Origin of the sequence: Litorivivens sp., assembly GCF_041624475.1 — a bacterium.
Lineage (GTDB): Bacteria > Pseudomonadota > Gammaproteobacteria > Pseudomonadales > Spongiibacteraceae > Litorivivens.
In genome coordinates, this window is record NZ_JBFJUX010000007.1 from 39658 (window position 1) to 54867 (window position 15210).

Here is a 15210-nt window from a genome sequence, read left to right on the forward strand (position 1 = left end):
GCGCTCTCGACAAAAACAGTGCTCTGGAGCCTGTGGACGACGGCTGTTATCGGGCTGAGTGTCTGGTTGTCCTGGCCGCTGATTTTTGAAGAGCAGCAGGATATCTTTCTGGCGGGCGCAGCGACACACGGGCATCACCAGATAGAGCTGGCTTGCAATGCCTGTCACACCTCACCGTTTGGCGGCAAAGAAGTGCTGCAGAGCGCCTGTATTGCCTGTCACGGAGCTGAACTCAAAGCGGTGAGTGACTCACATCCCACCAAAAAATTTACCGATCCGCGCAATGCCGACATTATCGAACGGCTGGATGCGCGTTACTGCATTGCCTGTCACGCCGAACATCAGTTAGAGCGAACGCGGCCCATGGGGGTGACACTGCCGGAGGATTTCTGTTTCGAGTGTCACGAGGACGTTGGACGTGAGAGACCCTCCCACGCCGGCATGGGTTTCGAAACCTGTGCATCAGCTGGCTGCCACAATTTTCACGACAACCTCGCCCTCTATGAAGATTTTTTGCTGAAGCACAGCAGCGATCCCTGGCTGCTCGAAACGCAGCGGATGCTGGAGCAGCCACCTCAGCGAGGAGACCTCGCGGCGCGGGTGGAGCCGGATGCTCCGAACTCTGTTGTGACTGACGAGGCAGTGACTGCGGAATGGCAACACTCGGCTCACGCTGCGGCTGGTGTGAACTGTAGCGACTGCCACGGTAGTGAACAGCAGTGGCAGCCCAAGCCGCTACAGTCCGTTTGCGCGGGCTGCCATGAACAGCAATTCGCGGGATTTACTGCTGGCAAGCACGGCATGCGCTTGGCGCAGGGGCTTTCGCCAATGGTGGTGGATCAAGCCAGAATTGCGATGAAACCAGAAGCGGGGCACCGTGAACTTACCTGCAACAGTTGTCATTCGGCGCATGCTTATGATCGCCAAGTCGCGGCAGTCGATTCCTGTCAGTCCTGCCACGATTCAGAGCACAGCCGAAACTATGCTCAGTCCCCTCATGCGGGCCTTGAAGCGCCGGTGACCTGCGCTACCTGCCATATGCCCCGTCAGGAAAGCCCGGGCGGCGGATTTCACGTGCAGCATAACCAGAGTGACAACCTTCGCCCCAACGAAAAAATGATCCGCAGTGTTTGTCTTGACTGCCACGGCCTCGGCTTTGCCATTGATGCCTTAGCAGACGAGGCTTTGATCAATCGCAATTTTACCGGTCGTCCAGCCCTCCATATTGAATCCATCGACATGGCGGTGGATCGGGCAAAAGATGCTCCGACTCTGGATAAAAGTTACCAATGATGCTTCTCAAGCAAGGAGAAAACCGATGAAAAATACGCTTAAATCTCGCGCAGCTCTGTCTGTTCCCCTGTTGTGTGCCACCTTACTGATAACAGGTGGCTGCGGGCAGAAAGAAGCCGCAGGTATTGATCCCAAGTTATATACCGATTCGCTGTTTGCCGTAATGAATGCAGACAGAGCCAATTACACAAAGCTTATTATCGGGCGTCTGGGGCCAAAGGGGGCTGATGCGATCAAGCCGAATGAGCATTGGGAGGATCTTGCCAATGGTGCGCCCTTGCCCGCCCAAATGTTCCGGTTCGGCGCAGAAGTTGTTGCGGAAACCACTGATGACTTCACCTATTCGCTGCAATCCATCTGGCCGATCAATAGCCAGAATGCGCCGCGCACTGACATAGAGAAAGCCGGTCTGCAACACATTGCGGATAACCCGGGCTCCAATTTCTACGGCGAAGAGCAGCTGGGTGGGGTGAATTACTTTACCGCGGTCTACCCGGATGTTGCTGTGGCGGCGCCCTGTGCTGACTGTCACAACAATCACAAGGATTCGCCTCGTCGCGACTTCAAATTGGGTGACGTGATGGGCGGGGTCGTTATTCGCGTACCGCTGGACTAACACTGCACGTCAGGAGGGAATCATGGTGCCCAGGGCGATGATCGTATTCGGCTGTCTCATCCTGTTGGCAGCCTGTGACAGCAAGCAGACGCCAACGACTGCATTGACGCCGGAGTTGCAGGCTGGCAAAGGGGTTGTCGAGGCTAATTGCGTTGTTTGCCACAAGCCCGGCATCAATGGCGCTCCCATTATTGGCAATCCGAAAATGTGGCAGCGGCGGATCGCCCAGGGACAGGACGTCCTCGTTCAGCATGCGATTGACGGCTACAACTACGACATGATGCCGCCGCGGGGCGGCAATCCGGAATTATCCGACAACGATATACGCCTGGCTGTTGCCTATCTGGTCAGCCAGGTTGCAGATCACTAAAAGAGGACCTACTCGTGGACGCAAAAACCATTACGCTGGTGCAGGAAAGCTGGGCCAAAGTTGAACCTATCAGTATGACAGCCGCAGATCTGTTCTACGCCAAGCTGTTTGAGCTCGACCCCGGCCTGGAGCCACTATTCAAGGGGGATATGACCCAACAGAAAGGAAAATTGATGCAGATGATTGGCACTGCGGTAAAAATGCTGAATCGCCTGGACGAGCTGGTGCCGGTGGTGGTCAAGCTGGGTGAGCGCCATATCGACTATGGTGTGGCGGCCAAAGACTACGATACTGTCGGCGCAGCCTTGCTGGATACCCTTTCCAAAGGCCTGGGAGATGAATTCACGCCAGAGGTTGAGAAGGCCTGGACAGAGGTTTATGGCGTGCTGGCAGAAACGATGTTGAGCGCGGAAAGTACACCGGCTTAAAAAGAAAAAAGCCGCGGATCACCGGGACAGTGACCGCGGCTGAAAACATAAAAATAAAAGTGACTAGTTTTTGGCGAGGTTGCTAAATCGGACAGATTGTTGGTTGATGCCGTCGGCGAGAGATTTCAACCTGCCAATATGATAATTATAAGAAAAGCAACTGAGCTGTGCGCAGGCAGTCAGTACTTGTTCCGCAGAACGGATGTAGTGTTGAATGATGCTGACCGCTTTTTTCATTTCTTCGTAGCTCGCCTCCTGCGCAGTCGGGACTGCAGGCGATCCTTTAAAGATGGATAGAGAGCAATCGGCAAATGCCGGTTTGGTGCCCGCCAAAATCAGCAGGGCTAACAAAGTGTGTTGTAAAGAGCGCTGTCGTGGTGCGATATCAATTTAGTAGACTCTATATTTTCCGAAACACAGTCAGGGTGATTAATGGCCAGTCAGAAGAAAGACAACGCTCTCCCGAAAGTCTGCATATACGGTGCCGGCAGTATTGGTGTCTATGTAGGTGGGCGGCTGCAGGCCGCTGGTGTTGAAGTCAGCTTTATCGGACGTCAGCGCATCGCTGACCAGGTGGCAGCGCATGGACTGCGACTGACGGACTGGCAGGGGGCCGATATTCAGCTGCCTGCGAAGGCGGTTCACTTTGCGACCGATGATGCGGCGATTAGCGCGGCGGATATCATTATTGTGACGGTGAAATCTGCGGCTACTGACGAGGTCGGGCGGGCATTGGCCGGCCGAATCAAGCCTGATGTTGTGGTGGTCAGCCTGCAGAACGGCATTGGCAATGCGCGTACGCTGGCAAAGTACCTGCCGGACAACCCTGTGTTGACCGCGATGATCTCCTTCAATGTGCTGCAGCGAGGCGATGGCCATTTCCACGCGGGTACCGAAGGGGAGTTGATGTCTGACCCTCACCCCCAGCTAGAAGTGCTGCTGCCGTATTTTCAGGCCGGTGACCTGCCTCTGGAGCTGAGGGCCGATATGCATGAAGTGCAGTGGGCCAAACTGTTGATGAACCTCAACAATGCGCTTAATGCGCTGTCCGGTATCCCGCTGCACGATGAATTGTCACAGCGGGACTACCGCCGCTGTCTGGCGATGTTGATTGAAGAAACGCTGACGATACTCAAGCGCAGTGACATTCGCCCGGCCCGGCTGATGCCCGTGCCAATGCGGATGCTGCCCTGGATTCTGAAATCACCCGACTGGCTATTTACCCGCCTTGCCAAACAGATGCTGGCAATTGACCCGCTGGCGCGTTCGTCCATGTGGGAGGATCTGGAAGCGGGACGTGTAACCGAAATCGACTGGATCAATGGTGAAGTCGTCCGCCAGGCAGAGAAAGCGGGCGCCACTGCACCGGCGAATCAGCGAATAATTGCGTTGATCCGGGCCGCAGAAAGCGGCGGCAAGCGCGACTGGTCCGGCGCTGAATTGCTGCGCGAATTGAAGGAGGCGGTATGAGTCTGGCAGGAAAGTCTGTGATGATCACCGGCGCGGCCTCGGGTATTGGCGCCGCCTGCGCACACAAAGCCGCCGCCGACGGGGCGCGCTTGTTGCTGTGTGATATGGACGTTGAGCGCGGCGAAGCTTTGCGTCAGGACTTGGCATCAAAAGGCGCCGACTGCTACTTCCATGTCTGCAATGTGACGGCGGAAGAGGATATTGAAACGGCGGTGCGAAAGGCCAACAAGTATTTCGGTCAGCTCGACTGTGCCGTCAATAACGCTGGCATCACAGGCCCTGCGGCGGCGCTTGAAAGCTATCGACTTGAGGATTGGAATCAGGTTATCGCCACCAATCTGACGTCTGTATTTCTATGCGTTAAACACCAGCTGGCGACCATGAAGGCGCAAGGATGTGGCGCTATAGTCAATGTGGCCTCGGGGGCGGGTTTGATTGGCACGGCGAATCTGGTGGCCTACTGCGCTTCCAAACACGGGGTGCTGGGTATTACCAAAACGGCGGTGGCGGAAAACCCGCGCTCGGGCGTGAGAATCAATGCCGTACTGCCTGGCTCAACCCGCACGCCGATGCTTGAGCAGAGCATGGCCAACCCTGAGGTCGGAAAAATGATCCTCGGCAGTATCCCCTGCGGCCGGCTGGCTGAGCCCGAGGAAATTGCCGAAGCGATACTGTGGTTGTGTTCCGATGCGGCCGGGTACGTGAACGGGCAATCGCTGGTGGTTGATAACGGCGGCCTGTCGCGTTGAGATCACACCCGTTCCTGGGGCACCTTGAAGTAATCCATGTAAGGCTTGAAGCGGCGTCGCTCTTCTTCAAGGCGCAACCCTGTTGCCATGAAATGATAGCGGTGGCGGTCGTACCTCAGGTAGTCGTGGGATTCCAGTAGCGATTCCATGGCTTCCCGGGCAGTTTCACTCAGCGGCAGGTTGAAGTGCCGATAGATGCGTTCTACCACCTCAAGCGGCGCGTTTTGAATGTCCTGGAATTGCACGTCCAGGATCTGCTTGGCCGGGATTTTACCCGATTGCCTGAGCGTCAGGTTTTTGCTCAGCCCCTGGGCAGTCAGATCGGCCTGGTGGCGCGAGATATCGCGGAGATCAGGCGCGTGAGAGGCAAGGCTGCGCAGGGTATAGGTGAGATTGCTGAGTGCGCACACTGACTTCAGCGGGTCGCGGTGAACCTGTACCACCATGGCGTCAGGGTAGCGTTTCAGCGCGGCATCCATGTGCCAGAGATGGCCGCTGGACATCAAAACCCAGCGCTCGGTTTTGTGGCGCCACTGCAAATGTTGCAGGAACTGGTAGTGGAGGTTGTAGGCGCCGCGAAAATTCGCGTGCTCCTCCAGCCAGCGATTGTAGCTCGGCACCCGGTAGATCACGCCGAAATTCATCGACGTCAGATTCATCGCCGTAATCGACACGCACTCCTGGGGTCGCTGTGCCCCCATCGGGTACAGGCGTTTCAATTCCGGCATTAGCCGCTGCGAATTGCTCAGCTCGCGGTTAACGCGGGCAATGCGGGAATCCGAGTGATAGGTTTCCGTACGCGGCGGCGGGAAGGGGTAGCGCATTTCCCAGCTTAGCGGTACCCGATTATCCGGGTCCTGGGCCAGCAGATCGTGCAGCAGCGACGAACCGGCGTGATGGATGCCGGTAATAATCAGCGGCCGTGAAATGGGTGACCCGCTCAATTCGCGATTGACTTTAAAGGAGTGGATAAGCTTGAGTCGATTCTCCAGCGCGTGAAGAATATCGGCTTGGGCTACCAGCCTGCCAAAGGTGGTCAGTTGTGCCTCGGTTTCGAGTGACTGGCAGAGTACCTCCAGCCCTTCGCGAAAGTCGTCGGGGCCGAAGTCGTTCAGATTGGTGTTGCGGCGAGCGCGTTTAAGCAAATCCCGCGGGCTCAGGCTCGCTCCCCGAATCCCGACCAGGCGCAGACTGCGGCCAGACAGGTTGAGTAGTTTCAAGTTGAGGGGGAGTGACGCTTTATACATCCAACGGCGGTCCATGGCGTGGAGGGGCGACAGTCTACCGCAGCCCATACAGCCGAGGCCAGCCGACGACGCGTTTAGTGTCACCCATTGAGAGGATGGTAGGGCGCCCCGCGCCGACTATAGTGTGGTAACAGCAAGCAAACTGGAGAACGACCATGATAGATCTAGAAGCGATCGAGCTGATCAAACAGCTGAAAGCGCGTTATTTCCGATTTCTCGATACCGCCAACTGGGAGGGGATGAAGGCCTCGGTGTTTGTCGACGATGCCACCATCAACTTCAAAAGCCCGTCCTACGACATCAGCTTTAACGGCTGGGGCGATATCGAAGCCTTCTATAAAAGCGCGTTTACCAAAACCCGCTTTGGCATGCACAACGGCCATCATCCCGAAATTACCGTCGATGGCGATACTGCCGTCGGTCTGTGGTATTTGCACGATATCTTCGTCAATCTGGACGACAACACCCAGTTTGAAGGCAGTGCGCTGTACCGTGATGAGTACATCAAAGTGAACGGTGAATGGCGCATCAAAAACTCCGCCTATGAGCGGCTGTTCGAGCAGATCAGCAAGCGCCCGGATGACGTCAAGGTAACCGCCATACCCATCGGCAATCGCTTTGCCTGCGACTGATGCGCTACTTTGAAGATATTGTGGTCGGCAACCGCGTAGTGGGCGAAGACCGCTATACCCTGACGGCGGAGGAGATTAAAACCTTCGCCGGGCAGTGGGACCCCATGCTCTTCCATCTGGATGAAGAGGTGGCGCGCCAGTCCCCCATCGGCGGCCTGTTTGCCTCCAGCATTCACACCGTGGCCATTGGTGTGAAATTGAGCCACGCCATCCAGCAAGAGCCCATGGCGGTTGTCGCAGGCCTGGGTTGGGACGAGGTTCGCTTTCACCAGCCGGTGTTTGCCGGTGACACCCTGCGGGTTGAGGCCGAAATTCACAGCAAGCGCGAGTCGACGAGCAACCCCGAGCGCGGTATCTGCGTCTCCCGTATCGAGCTATTCAACCAGCGCGACGAATTGGCCGTGGACTATAAAATCGCCAGCCTGCTGCTCAAGCGCGGCAGCTGAATCCTTTCCGAATCGTCATCTTGGGGGTGCTTGCGGCATTGACTATCCGCCCGTATAGTCAATGCCAGATGTAGTTAACAATAAACCACGACTCCCCACGGTGACCCCCATGATTACCAGTTTCGACGATTACTGCATTCACCAGACCGCTTACCCGGTAGCTGAGCCGTCCACCAGCGACCGCAACTTCTACGACCGCTACTGGTTTAATGGCTTCGACGAGAGCGGCGACTACCTGTTTGAAATTGGCTTTGGTCTTTACCCCAATCGCCATATCATGGACGGCCATTTCAGCGTAGCCGTGGGCAATAAACAATACGCCTTCCACGCCTCGCGGCGCGCCCCGAAAGACCGTAAGGAAACCGTCGTTGGCCCGCTGAGCGTGACCATCGAAGAACCCATGCGGCAGGTGCGGGTAAAGCTGGAAGCCAACGAGCACAACATTGAGTGCGACCTGCTGTTTACCGCCTCTAGCGTTCCCCATCGTGAGCCGCCCAATATCATGCATGACGACGGTCATCTCATCATGTTCACCACCCGCTTCACGCAAATGGGAAGCTGGGACGGCTACTTCAGTATTGATGGCAAACGCACCGAAGTGAAAAAAGCCTATGCCGTGCGCGACAAATCCTGGGGCGTGCGCCCCGTCGGCGAACCTCAGGGCGGCGCTCCGGGCCTGCTCAACGAAGACCCCGGTGTGTATTGGGTGTGGAACCCCATCAACTGGGGTGACTTCTGCACCCAGATGGGCACCTTTGAAGACCGCGACGGGCGGCCCACCCAGGTCAGCGCCGATCTGGTGCCGCTCTACAATAATCCCGACGATATTCCCCACGGCGAAGAGCCCGGCATCAAAGCGATGAGCGATGTGCAGCACAGCGTCAGCTGGAAAAAGGGCACGCGCATGGCCGCCGGTGCGCAAATGAATTTTCAGGACAAAGATGGCAACAGCTACGAGTACACCCTCGAGCCGCTGCAAAAGTTCTACATGCTGGGCATAGGCTACAACCACTTCGAATGGGGCCACGCCTACTGGAAAGGCGAGCTGGCCACTGCCCGTGAAGAATGGGACCACAATGAGGTAAACCCGCTGGACTACCAGTTCATCCACAACCATCAGGTAGTGCGCGCCACCATGGGTGACAAGGTGGGTATGGGTGTTCTTGAGACTATCGTTATTGGCCGCCACGAGCGTTCGGGCTTCAAGGAGCTGTTTGACGGGGCGGAGTAGTGGCAGTTTGATGTTTCAGCCACAGATTGTGACGCAAGTATGAAATTTTCATCTGTCACTTCACATTCTTTAAATTCCGCTATAGCATCGTGAACCAGTAGATACATCATTCGGCAGGGACGCCGGTTGAATCCTTTCTGTGATTCAGCGCTTAAGCATGGATGCGCATTCCTGCACGAAATAATTCGAACAATAAGCTCTGGTGGGCCTTGTCGTGTGCAGGATAATATTTTTAATCTCCTTTCGTCTCTTTGTGCTTTGCCTTTGCCTATCGGCACCGGTTCACTCGCACGATGGTGAAGTTCACTCTCAGGAAAGCGTTGGCGCCAATCTTCAGGCAGCAATTCACTGGCTGGAGTCCAGGCAGCGTGATGACGGTTCCTTTAGCTCTAGCTCCGACTCGGCCTCGGTTGATCAAGCTACTTCGCAGGCCGCACTCGCCTTGTTGGCGCATGAAACAACTACTTTCGCTCCTTCCGCGGCGCTAAGAACCCTGCAGTCCAATCTGGAGCTGTTGTCTACGGAACGTCTGGCCAGATTGATTCGGGTTCTGACTGCGATGAATGAACCTGTTTCAGACGCGCTGACTGAATTGTTGAAGCGGCGAGGTGCTGATGGTGGTTTCGGCTACTTCAGCGGCTACCAGAGTACCCCGCTGGACACAGCCCACGCCCTGCTTGCCCTTCAAAAAGTCGGGGCGGATACCGCCTATGCAGCGGCTGCGGTGAACTATTTGTCTTCTGCCCAGCTTGCCAGTGGCGCATTCGGATTATACGAAGATCAGGCGTCGCTGGAGGTTACCGCTCAGGTTGTGAAAGCGCTGAAACCTTATCTTTATCGCTTCGCGCTTGGCGATACGCTCCGTTCTGCAATGGCAGTGATGTATTCAAGCCAGCGCAATGTTCGCTGGGGCGATGATTGGGAGACCGCACTGGCGCTGCAAGCACTAGTTCCCCTGACCACTGATGTAACGCGTTATCAGCCTGCGGCGCGCGGACTGGCTGAGAGGCAGGCTCAGCAGGGGCATTGGGATGATTCAGTTTACACGACAGCCTTGGCTCTCAGCGCTTTCACCCTGTTGGGATCGGTGGATGTACCGGTTGATCCGGAAAAAGCCGTGATTACAGGTGTCTTGTTAGACGCTGATTCCGGGCAGCCCATTGGCAATGCGAGCGTTGACCTGTTGAATGGCTCGGCGCCGGGCAATCAACTCAACGATGACGGCAGCTTTGCAATCAGTGGTTTGGAACCGGGGGCCTATATGCTCGGTTATTCCGCACCGGGCTATCTCAGTGCCTCTCAGAATGTCAGCGTAAAAGCGGGTCAGTTTGTAAACGTCGGTACGATTCGTCTGTCAGTAGCGCCATCCACTTCATTGATAAAAGGCATTGTAAAAGATGGTTTAAGCGATCAGCCGCTGAGCGGTTCCGTGGTTGAGGCTGTGGTCGGCGCGAGCCGGAGTAGCGCGGTTACCGATGAGGAGGGCCGCTACCAGCTTCTCAGTGAGCCTGGGCCGGCAACTCTGACGGCATCGCTACCTGGCTACCATACAGCGGTGGCAAACTCCGACTTGAAAGCAGGCTCAGTGGTAAATTTTTCGCCTCCCTTGCTTCCCTCAAGTCAGCCGGAGATCACCGCATCCAGCATTCACGGGCGTCTGATTGACTCTAATGGATTGCCCTTGGAACTGGTCAGCATCCAGCTGAGTGACGGAGCCAGTGTTGTTTCTACTCAAAGCGATGCCCAGGGTTATTTTGAAATGCTGGATATCGCTCAGGGTGACAAAACGCTCCAACTCCAGAAGGCGGGCTATGAAACCATGGTTTCGAATCTCGTTGTCCCACAGAAAAGCAGGCTTAATGTCGGTGATATCACGCTTAAAGAGAAAACAACCTTGCCGGTCAGCTCCGTTACCGGACGAATAACCGATATGAGGACAGGAAGCCCGGTAGCCGGTGCGCAGATATCGGTGAATGGGAATAGTACCCGCAGTGATAATAATGGCTATTACCACCTGTCAGATATTCAGGTGCTTGAGTTTACGGTGTCGGTGACAGCCTCGGGATACCTGTTTACAGATAAGCTGTTGTCGCTAAGCGAACACACCGATATTTCGCTGGACATCCCGTTGCGCAGCGCGTCGCTGCGTGGCGTTACCATCGCAGAAGTCGCAACGGACAAAAAATCCTACACTGCGTATGAGCCGGTCTATATCAGTGCGGTACTGGAAAATAACACCCAGTTAACCCAGCGAGCGAGGCTCTTTGTGCGGGTGTTGGACGAGGATGGCGCCGAGTTGGCCAGTTTTACGGCGAGCTATCTTCCACCGCTTGATCCGGACAGCAGCCCCGACGAAATTGCCCATTATCAGCAGCATCTGGAAGACACTATCGAGGAGGTTCAACCTGGACAGCAGCGTGAGATTTCATTTGAACAATGGTGGAACACCCAGCGGATAGCGCCCGGTAGCTACCTCATTACCGTGCAGGCCTTTGACGGTGCGACCAGTAATCTTGTGTCAGAGAAGAGCACCTCGGTAGAGGTGATGGAAACGGGTAGGCTGCTCTCTGTCGCAGGCCATGCCGCTCCGGGATATGCCTTGCTTCATCGCGAAACGTCTATCGAGCTATATGCCGATATTCACAATCAATCCAATATTCCTGTCACTTTGAACTTCAGCTATGTATTGCGACACCCTGACGGCAGCGAAATCGTGCAGGGTAATCAGTCAGTCCAGCTTGGGCCAGAACAGACTAACAGTCGAATTGCGTTGAGTGACTTTCCTTACAGCTTTGCCGAAAGCGGTGACTATCTGCTGGAAATTGTCGACCTCAATGGTGCGGCGGTTGATGATCTTGCCACCGGTCTTGTCTTTGTACCTCCCTCTATCCGGCTGGAGGCCTCGCAGTCATTGAATCCCGCTGAGATTTTGCCACTGGAAGGCATTTCTGTGGACAGCAGAATCGAAATAAAAGGAGTTGACGGTGAATAAGGCGTATGACCATTTCCTGTTTCCGGCAGTTGGCCGATGGCTGTGCATAGTACTGTTTTTCGCGGTAAGTGCGAGTAGTCAGGCCAGTCATTTTCGCTTTGGGCATTTCTCATATCGCGCGGCGCCAGAGGTATCGCCGTCGACTGCGGATTTCACAATGACCGTAGCGTTTCGTAGCAGTGCGTTTGGCCATCCGAATATTGGTCAAACTTTTCGTCCCGGTTCCTTTTCATTTGGTGATGGTCGTTCGGGGCGCCATTACTACGAGGTTATTGCTCGCAACCTCCAGGAAGACTGGATTGTCGGGCGAGCCATTCAAACTGGCAGTGGCACCGACTACATACGTCATACCTATCCGTCGCCGAACTCCAACGGTAGTCCTTGGCTGGGAAGTTTCTCAAGCTGTTGCAAGATTGGCGCAATTCGAAACGGGGGCAATGCCAGTTGGCGTGTCTATACGCGCGTAAATCTCGAGGACGGTAACTCCTCTCCCGTCAGCAATCTGCCTCCGATAGTCAGCTGCCCCAAGTACAACTGTCGCTTCCTTGTTCCTGCGGTAGATCCAGACGGCGATACCTTGAGTTGGCGTATGTCTACACGTTCAGAATCCGCGATTCCCTCTATTCCCGGTGGAATGAGCATTGATCCAAATACAGGCATCTTTAGCTGGGAGGGTGCCGAGTCATTCAGTAATGGTTTATATACCGTTCAGGTAACCATCGAAGACCGTGATGAGAACGGTGCGCTAAAAAGCACTAGCGCGGTAGATTTTCTGATCAGACTGCAGGATCAGGGAGCCAATTCCGCACCAGCATTCGATCATCCGCCTACGCCGGAAGCGGGTAGTGTTATCACCGCTATTGTGGGTCAGAATCTGACGATTCGGGTTCAGGCCAGCGATGATGACAGCAATGATGTGGTTTATCTGAATCACGTTGGTCTGCCACGTAGCGCGACGTTTGAGCAGACCACATCCAACGGTAGTACGGGAATTGCTCAGTTGTCCTGGACACCAGCGGTAGGCGATATAGGTGAGCATCTTGTTACCTTTCTAGCGAACGATAATCGCGGTGGAGCAGCGATTCCTGTATCAATCAAGATTAATGTAATCAAGCCTGCTATCTCTGATGTTCGCGTGATCAGCACAATCAAGTCGTCGGGAATCGAGATCGACAACAGCGCGTTTACGGTACAACCGAGTTCGATAAGCTATCTCGATAAACAGATGATCGTAACCTGGGAATTTCCATCCTTTAATGTGGGTCAGCTCGAAGCGTTGGTTTCAACGTTAAAGCTGTTCGACCTGGAGCCGGGTGAGCAACGTTTGGTTACCGAAAGTCTGGAGCTGCATTACAAGGACATTGACGGTAATCCGGTATACCAGAAGCTCGATGAGCAGTGGGTCAACATTGCACCGTCTTTGACTAGTATTGATATAGAAACCGACAAGACTGTATATGCACCTTCCGAGCAGGTTCGGGTCAGCGCCTGGCTCACCAATCTCAGTGAGGCGCAGACCGACGCGGAGACATCACTTCTTATTATGGATAGCCAAGGCAAATTGGTTGTCGATTTAGGTCGAGGCGTGACTACCGACCTGGCGCCTGGTGAGCAGCGGTATTTGCCGGATCAGTACTTTGATACCCAGGGATTCTACGCAGGCAACTATCAGGCGATTGCCCGAACGTTAGATGAGCATGGGGATGTGGTTCAGCAAGCCAGCGCGCCGTTTGCCCTCACCACGCAAAATGGAGACTTTTCCCACGTGGGGGCGTTGGTCAGTGCTGACAAGCCTCGGTATCAAGCCTGGGATCAGGCGTTTATCTTCTTGCGGACATTAAACCTTGCCGAAAATGCTTCGTTTGAAGGCGGGGAAGGCCGTCTGGCTATCTATCGCCCCGGCGGAGAATTGCTTCGCGAAGAGCTGTACACCATTGGTAGCTTGTCACCCCAGGACGCCACTGATCGACAGCATCGTCTGGCCTTGGTTGATCGTGAGGCGGGTACCTACCGGGTTGTCTGGCAAGTCAGGCAGGATGGCGAGATGGTGGCAAGTAATGCGACCACCTTTGAAGTCGAGCGCTCTGAGTTGCAAGCCCTTATCGGGCAGGCTTCGGTTGTTGAGTACCCGACGGGTGAGGCCAAGAGTTGTCATTTTCAAACGGCCAGCCGCAGTAATGCGTCGCCAACGATAGCAACGCTTGTTTATCAGATCGTGAGCCTCGACAGCGGTGAGGTGATCTACGAGATACGTGAAAAGAACGTCAGCATCGGCACAGAACCGGCCCATCCCTATCAGATTATGTTGGCAGATCCACCTGCTTACGGCGCATACGGTTGTATATTGATGGCCGAAATCAACGGTGAACTGTCTCAGCTGGCTGCCGCCGGATATGAAGTTGTACCACCTGAGCTGGATGTTGATGTAAAGAGGGCCAGCCGAGGCTACCTGCTTGTGCTTATGGATTCTGAGACCGCGCCCCACGACAGTGAACCGGTGGAAGGTCAGCGGGCCTATCTCGAAACTCTTCTTCACCGCGAAGGCTGGCAATTTGCCATTACCGATAACGCTGAAGACTTTAACAGGGAGTTTAACTCAGGCCGATATAGCGCGGTAGCGCTCTTGTCTGAGATGGTTGAGTTGCACCCTCAGACGGAGCAACTACTGGTGGAAGCTAACTATAGTGGTACTGGTGTCCTAATTAGCGGGGCATGGAACCGCAGAAATAGTCAGCTCGAAAGAGCTCTGGGGATTAAACTCACCGGTAAAAATAATCAATCCAGTGCAATCAACTTGATCGGCGAATCGTCAGTGGAACCCGGATCAGAAGTGGTTGCCACCGGTGCCTACGCACTAGCCCATTGTGGCGCCCAGGTCTGGGCTGTATTCAACGGCGCAAAGAATGCCAGTTCCGAATGCGCATATCCGGACGGTCCCGCAGCTGTAACCGCTGCTCACTATGGGCGTGGCAGAAACAGTTACTTTGCTTACGACGTGCTTACTGAAGCGAGCCTTCGGCAGTCATTGCATGAGACGCTTTTGCTGCGCGCGCTGGATACTATTCAGCCGAACATATGGCCGGTAGCAGCGGGCCGAATACTTCCTATTGAAGTTACGGTACAGAGCTTGGGGCGCAAGGCCGCTGTGAATGTGCAGCTGACATTACCTGCGGGAGCGGCCATTGAGTACGCGGATGGCTTGATTCAATTGTCTGACAATGCCTGGCTATGGCAGCGGGATTTCCATGCTCCTGCGGAGCAACGCAAGGTTTTTTACAGCCGGGTTCCCGAGGGATTTAGCGGCGACTTTGTGGTCGCGATAGATGTCGACGCGGGTCTCAATCGCAGCTTGATGGTAGATGACAGTGAGTATTCACTGAGTTTTGGTGTCGCAGAGCCGCAGGATAGCGAAAACACTGCGCTTTCTGCGCTGCAGGTGTTGCAGGAAAGCGCCGCCGGGGAGGTTAACTACAAGGCGATTCGAAATAAGCTGGAAAGCGCGGCGACATATGCTCATAACAGAAAGATTGATAAAGCCATCAAGTCATTGCTGTTGGCCCTGGAGAAGTCTTCGGGGTTGGAAGGCGCTACTGCTATGGATTTCAGACTCGCGGTGGGTGCTTGGCTCTACCAGCTGCAGCGAGAGTTATAAGTTTGTGCTTTCGGCGCAGTTGGGAAGCTCAATGCATCACGCAGTGCCCTTATAAAGAACAAGACCAAAATTTCGATTGAGGAT

At 54.9% G+C, this 15210-nt stretch carries 13 protein-coding genes and 1 pseudogene; 12 read left to right on the forward strand and 2 right to left on the reverse strand.

Annotated features, from left to right (window positions below):
* The first annotated feature begins 18 nt into the window (after window positions 1–18).
* From ABY734_RS09360 to ABY734_RS09375, 4 genes are read left to right on the forward strand one after another with little or no spacing between them, the layout of a single operon-like run.
* The gene (locus ABY734_RS09360; protein WP_372778731.1) at window positions 19–1293 is read left to right on the forward strand and encodes a cytochrome c3 family protein; all 1275 of its coding nucleotides are present in this window, start codon (window positions 19–21) and stop codon (window positions 1291–1293) included.
* 25 nt (window positions 1294–1318) lie between these two features.
* Complete coding sequence (locus ABY734_RS09365) at window positions 1319–1909, forward strand: DUF3365 domain-containing protein (RefSeq protein WP_372778732.1); 591 nt, start codon at window positions 1319–1321, stop codon at window positions 1907–1909.
* A 22-nt stretch (window positions 1910–1931) separates the two neighbouring features.
* Window positions 1932–2279, forward strand: a complete 348-nt coding sequence (locus tag ABY734_RS09370) for a cytochrome c5 family protein (protein ID WP_372778733.1) — start codon at window positions 1932–1934, stop codon at window positions 2277–2279.
* A gap of 14 nt (window positions 2280–2293) precedes the next feature.
* Window positions 2294–2707, forward strand: a complete 414-nt coding sequence (locus ABY734_RS09375) for a globin family protein (protein ID WP_372778734.1) — start codon at window positions 2294–2296, stop codon at window positions 2705–2707.
* 63 nt (window positions 2708–2770) lie between these two features.
* Here ABY734_RS09375 and ABY734_RS09380 read toward each other — a convergent pair whose 3' ends face one another.
* Window positions 2771–3058, reverse strand: coding sequence for a hypothetical protein (locus tag ABY734_RS09380; protein ID WP_372778735.1), 288 nt, complete (start codon window positions 3056–3058; stop codon window positions 2771–2773).
* A gap of 81 nt (window positions 3059–3139) precedes the next feature.
* Between ABY734_RS09380 and ABY734_RS09385 the strand changes: the two genes are divergently transcribed.
* The gene (locus tag ABY734_RS09385) at window positions 3140–4177 is read left to right on the forward strand and encodes a 2-dehydropantoate 2-reductase (RefSeq protein ID WP_372778736.1); all 1038 of its coding nucleotides are present in this window, start codon (window positions 3140–3142) and stop codon (window positions 4175–4177) included.
* Window positions 4174–4926 carry an SDR family NAD(P)-dependent oxidoreductase gene (locus ABY734_RS09390; RefSeq protein ID WP_372778737.1) on the forward strand — a complete coding sequence of 251 codons (753 nt, stop codon included), beginning with the start codon at window positions 4174–4176 and terminating at the stop codon, window positions 4924–4926. The genes ABY734_RS09385 and ABY734_RS09390 overlap by 4 nt, the downstream gene beginning before the upstream one ends.
* 2 nt (window positions 4927–4928) lie before the next feature.
* Here ABY734_RS09390 and ABY734_RS09395 read toward each other — a convergent pair whose 3' ends face one another.
* Window positions 4929–6146 (reverse strand): sulfotransferase, encoded by a 1218-nt coding sequence (locus tag ABY734_RS09395; protein WP_372778738.1) that lies wholly within the window; start codon window positions 6144–6146, stop codon window positions 4929–4931.
* 182 nt (window positions 6147–6328) lie between these two features.
* On the opposite strand from ABY734_RS09395, the gene ABY734_RS09400 reads away from it, so the two are divergent.
* From ABY734_RS09400 to ABY734_RS09425, 6 genes and pseudogenes are all read left to right on the forward strand, one after another.
* Window positions 6329–6805: a nuclear transport factor 2 family protein gene (locus tag ABY734_RS09400; RefSeq protein ID WP_372778739.1), complete on the forward strand. Its 477-nt coding sequence runs from the start codon at window positions 6329–6331 to the stop codon at window positions 6803–6805.
* On the forward strand, window positions 6805–7251 hold the full coding sequence (locus ABY734_RS09405) for a MaoC/PaaZ C-terminal domain-containing protein (protein WP_372778740.1): 447 nt from the start codon (window positions 6805–6807) through the stop codon (window positions 7249–7251). Before ABY734_RS09400 ends, ABY734_RS09405 begins: the two co-directional genes overlap by 1 nt.
* A gap of 109 nt (window positions 7252–7360) precedes the next feature.
* Window positions 7361–8482, forward strand: coding sequence for a hypothetical protein (locus tag ABY734_RS09410; protein ID WP_372778741.1), 1122 nt, complete (start codon window positions 7361–7363; stop codon window positions 8480–8482).
* A gap of 253 nt (window positions 8483–8735) precedes the next feature.
* A pseudogene (locus tag ABY734_RS09415) lies at window positions 8736–8921 on the forward strand (hypothetical protein); the annotation flags it as partial.
* A gap of 120 nt (window positions 8922–9041) precedes the next feature.
* On the forward strand, window positions 9042–11474 hold the full coding sequence (locus tag ABY734_RS09420) for a carboxypeptidase regulatory-like domain-containing protein (RefSeq protein ID WP_372778845.1): 2433 nt from the start codon (window positions 9042–9044) through the stop codon (window positions 11472–11474).
* 157 nt (window positions 11475–11631) lie between these two features.
* Complete coding sequence (locus ABY734_RS09425) at window positions 11632–15126, forward strand: putative Ig domain-containing protein (protein WP_372778742.1); 3495 nt, start codon at window positions 11632–11634, stop codon at window positions 15124–15126.
* The last annotated feature ends 84 nt before the right edge of the window (window positions 15127–15210 follow it).

Coding starts and splice junctions, on each gene's coding strand:
- ABY734_RS09425 (WP_372778742.1), top strand. CDS start 11,632: ATGACCGTAGCGTTTCGTAGCAGTGCGTTTGGCCATCCGAATATTGGT.
- ABY734_RS09405 (WP_372778740.1), top strand. CDS start 6,805: ATGCGCTACTTTGAAGATATTGTGGTCGGCAACCGCGTAGTGGGCGAA.
- ABY734_RS09410 (WP_372778741.1), top strand. CDS start 7,361: ATGATTACCAGTTTCGACGATTACTGCATTCACCAGACCGCTTACCCG.
- ABY734_RS09385 (WP_372778736.1), top strand. CDS start 3,140: ATGGCCAGTCAGAAGAAAGACAACGCTCTCCCGAAAGTCTGCATATAC.
- ABY734_RS09420 (WP_372778845.1), top strand. CDS start 9,042: ATGAATGAACCTGTTTCAGACGCGCTGACTGAATTGTTGAAGCGGCGA.
- ABY734_RS09390 (WP_372778737.1), top strand. CDS start 4,174: ATGAGTCTGGCAGGAAAGTCTGTGATGATCACCGGCGCGGCCTCGGGT.
- ABY734_RS09370 (WP_372778733.1), top strand. CDS start 1,932: ATGGTGCCCAGGGCGATGATCGTATTCGGCTGTCTCATCCTGTTGGCA.
- ABY734_RS09365 (WP_372778732.1), top strand. CDS start 1,319: ATGAAAAATACGCTTAAATCTCGCGCAGCTCTGTCTGTTCCCCTGTTG.
- ABY734_RS09400 (WP_372778739.1), top strand. CDS start 6,329: ATGATAGATCTAGAAGCGATCGAGCTGATCAAACAGCTGAAAGCGCGT.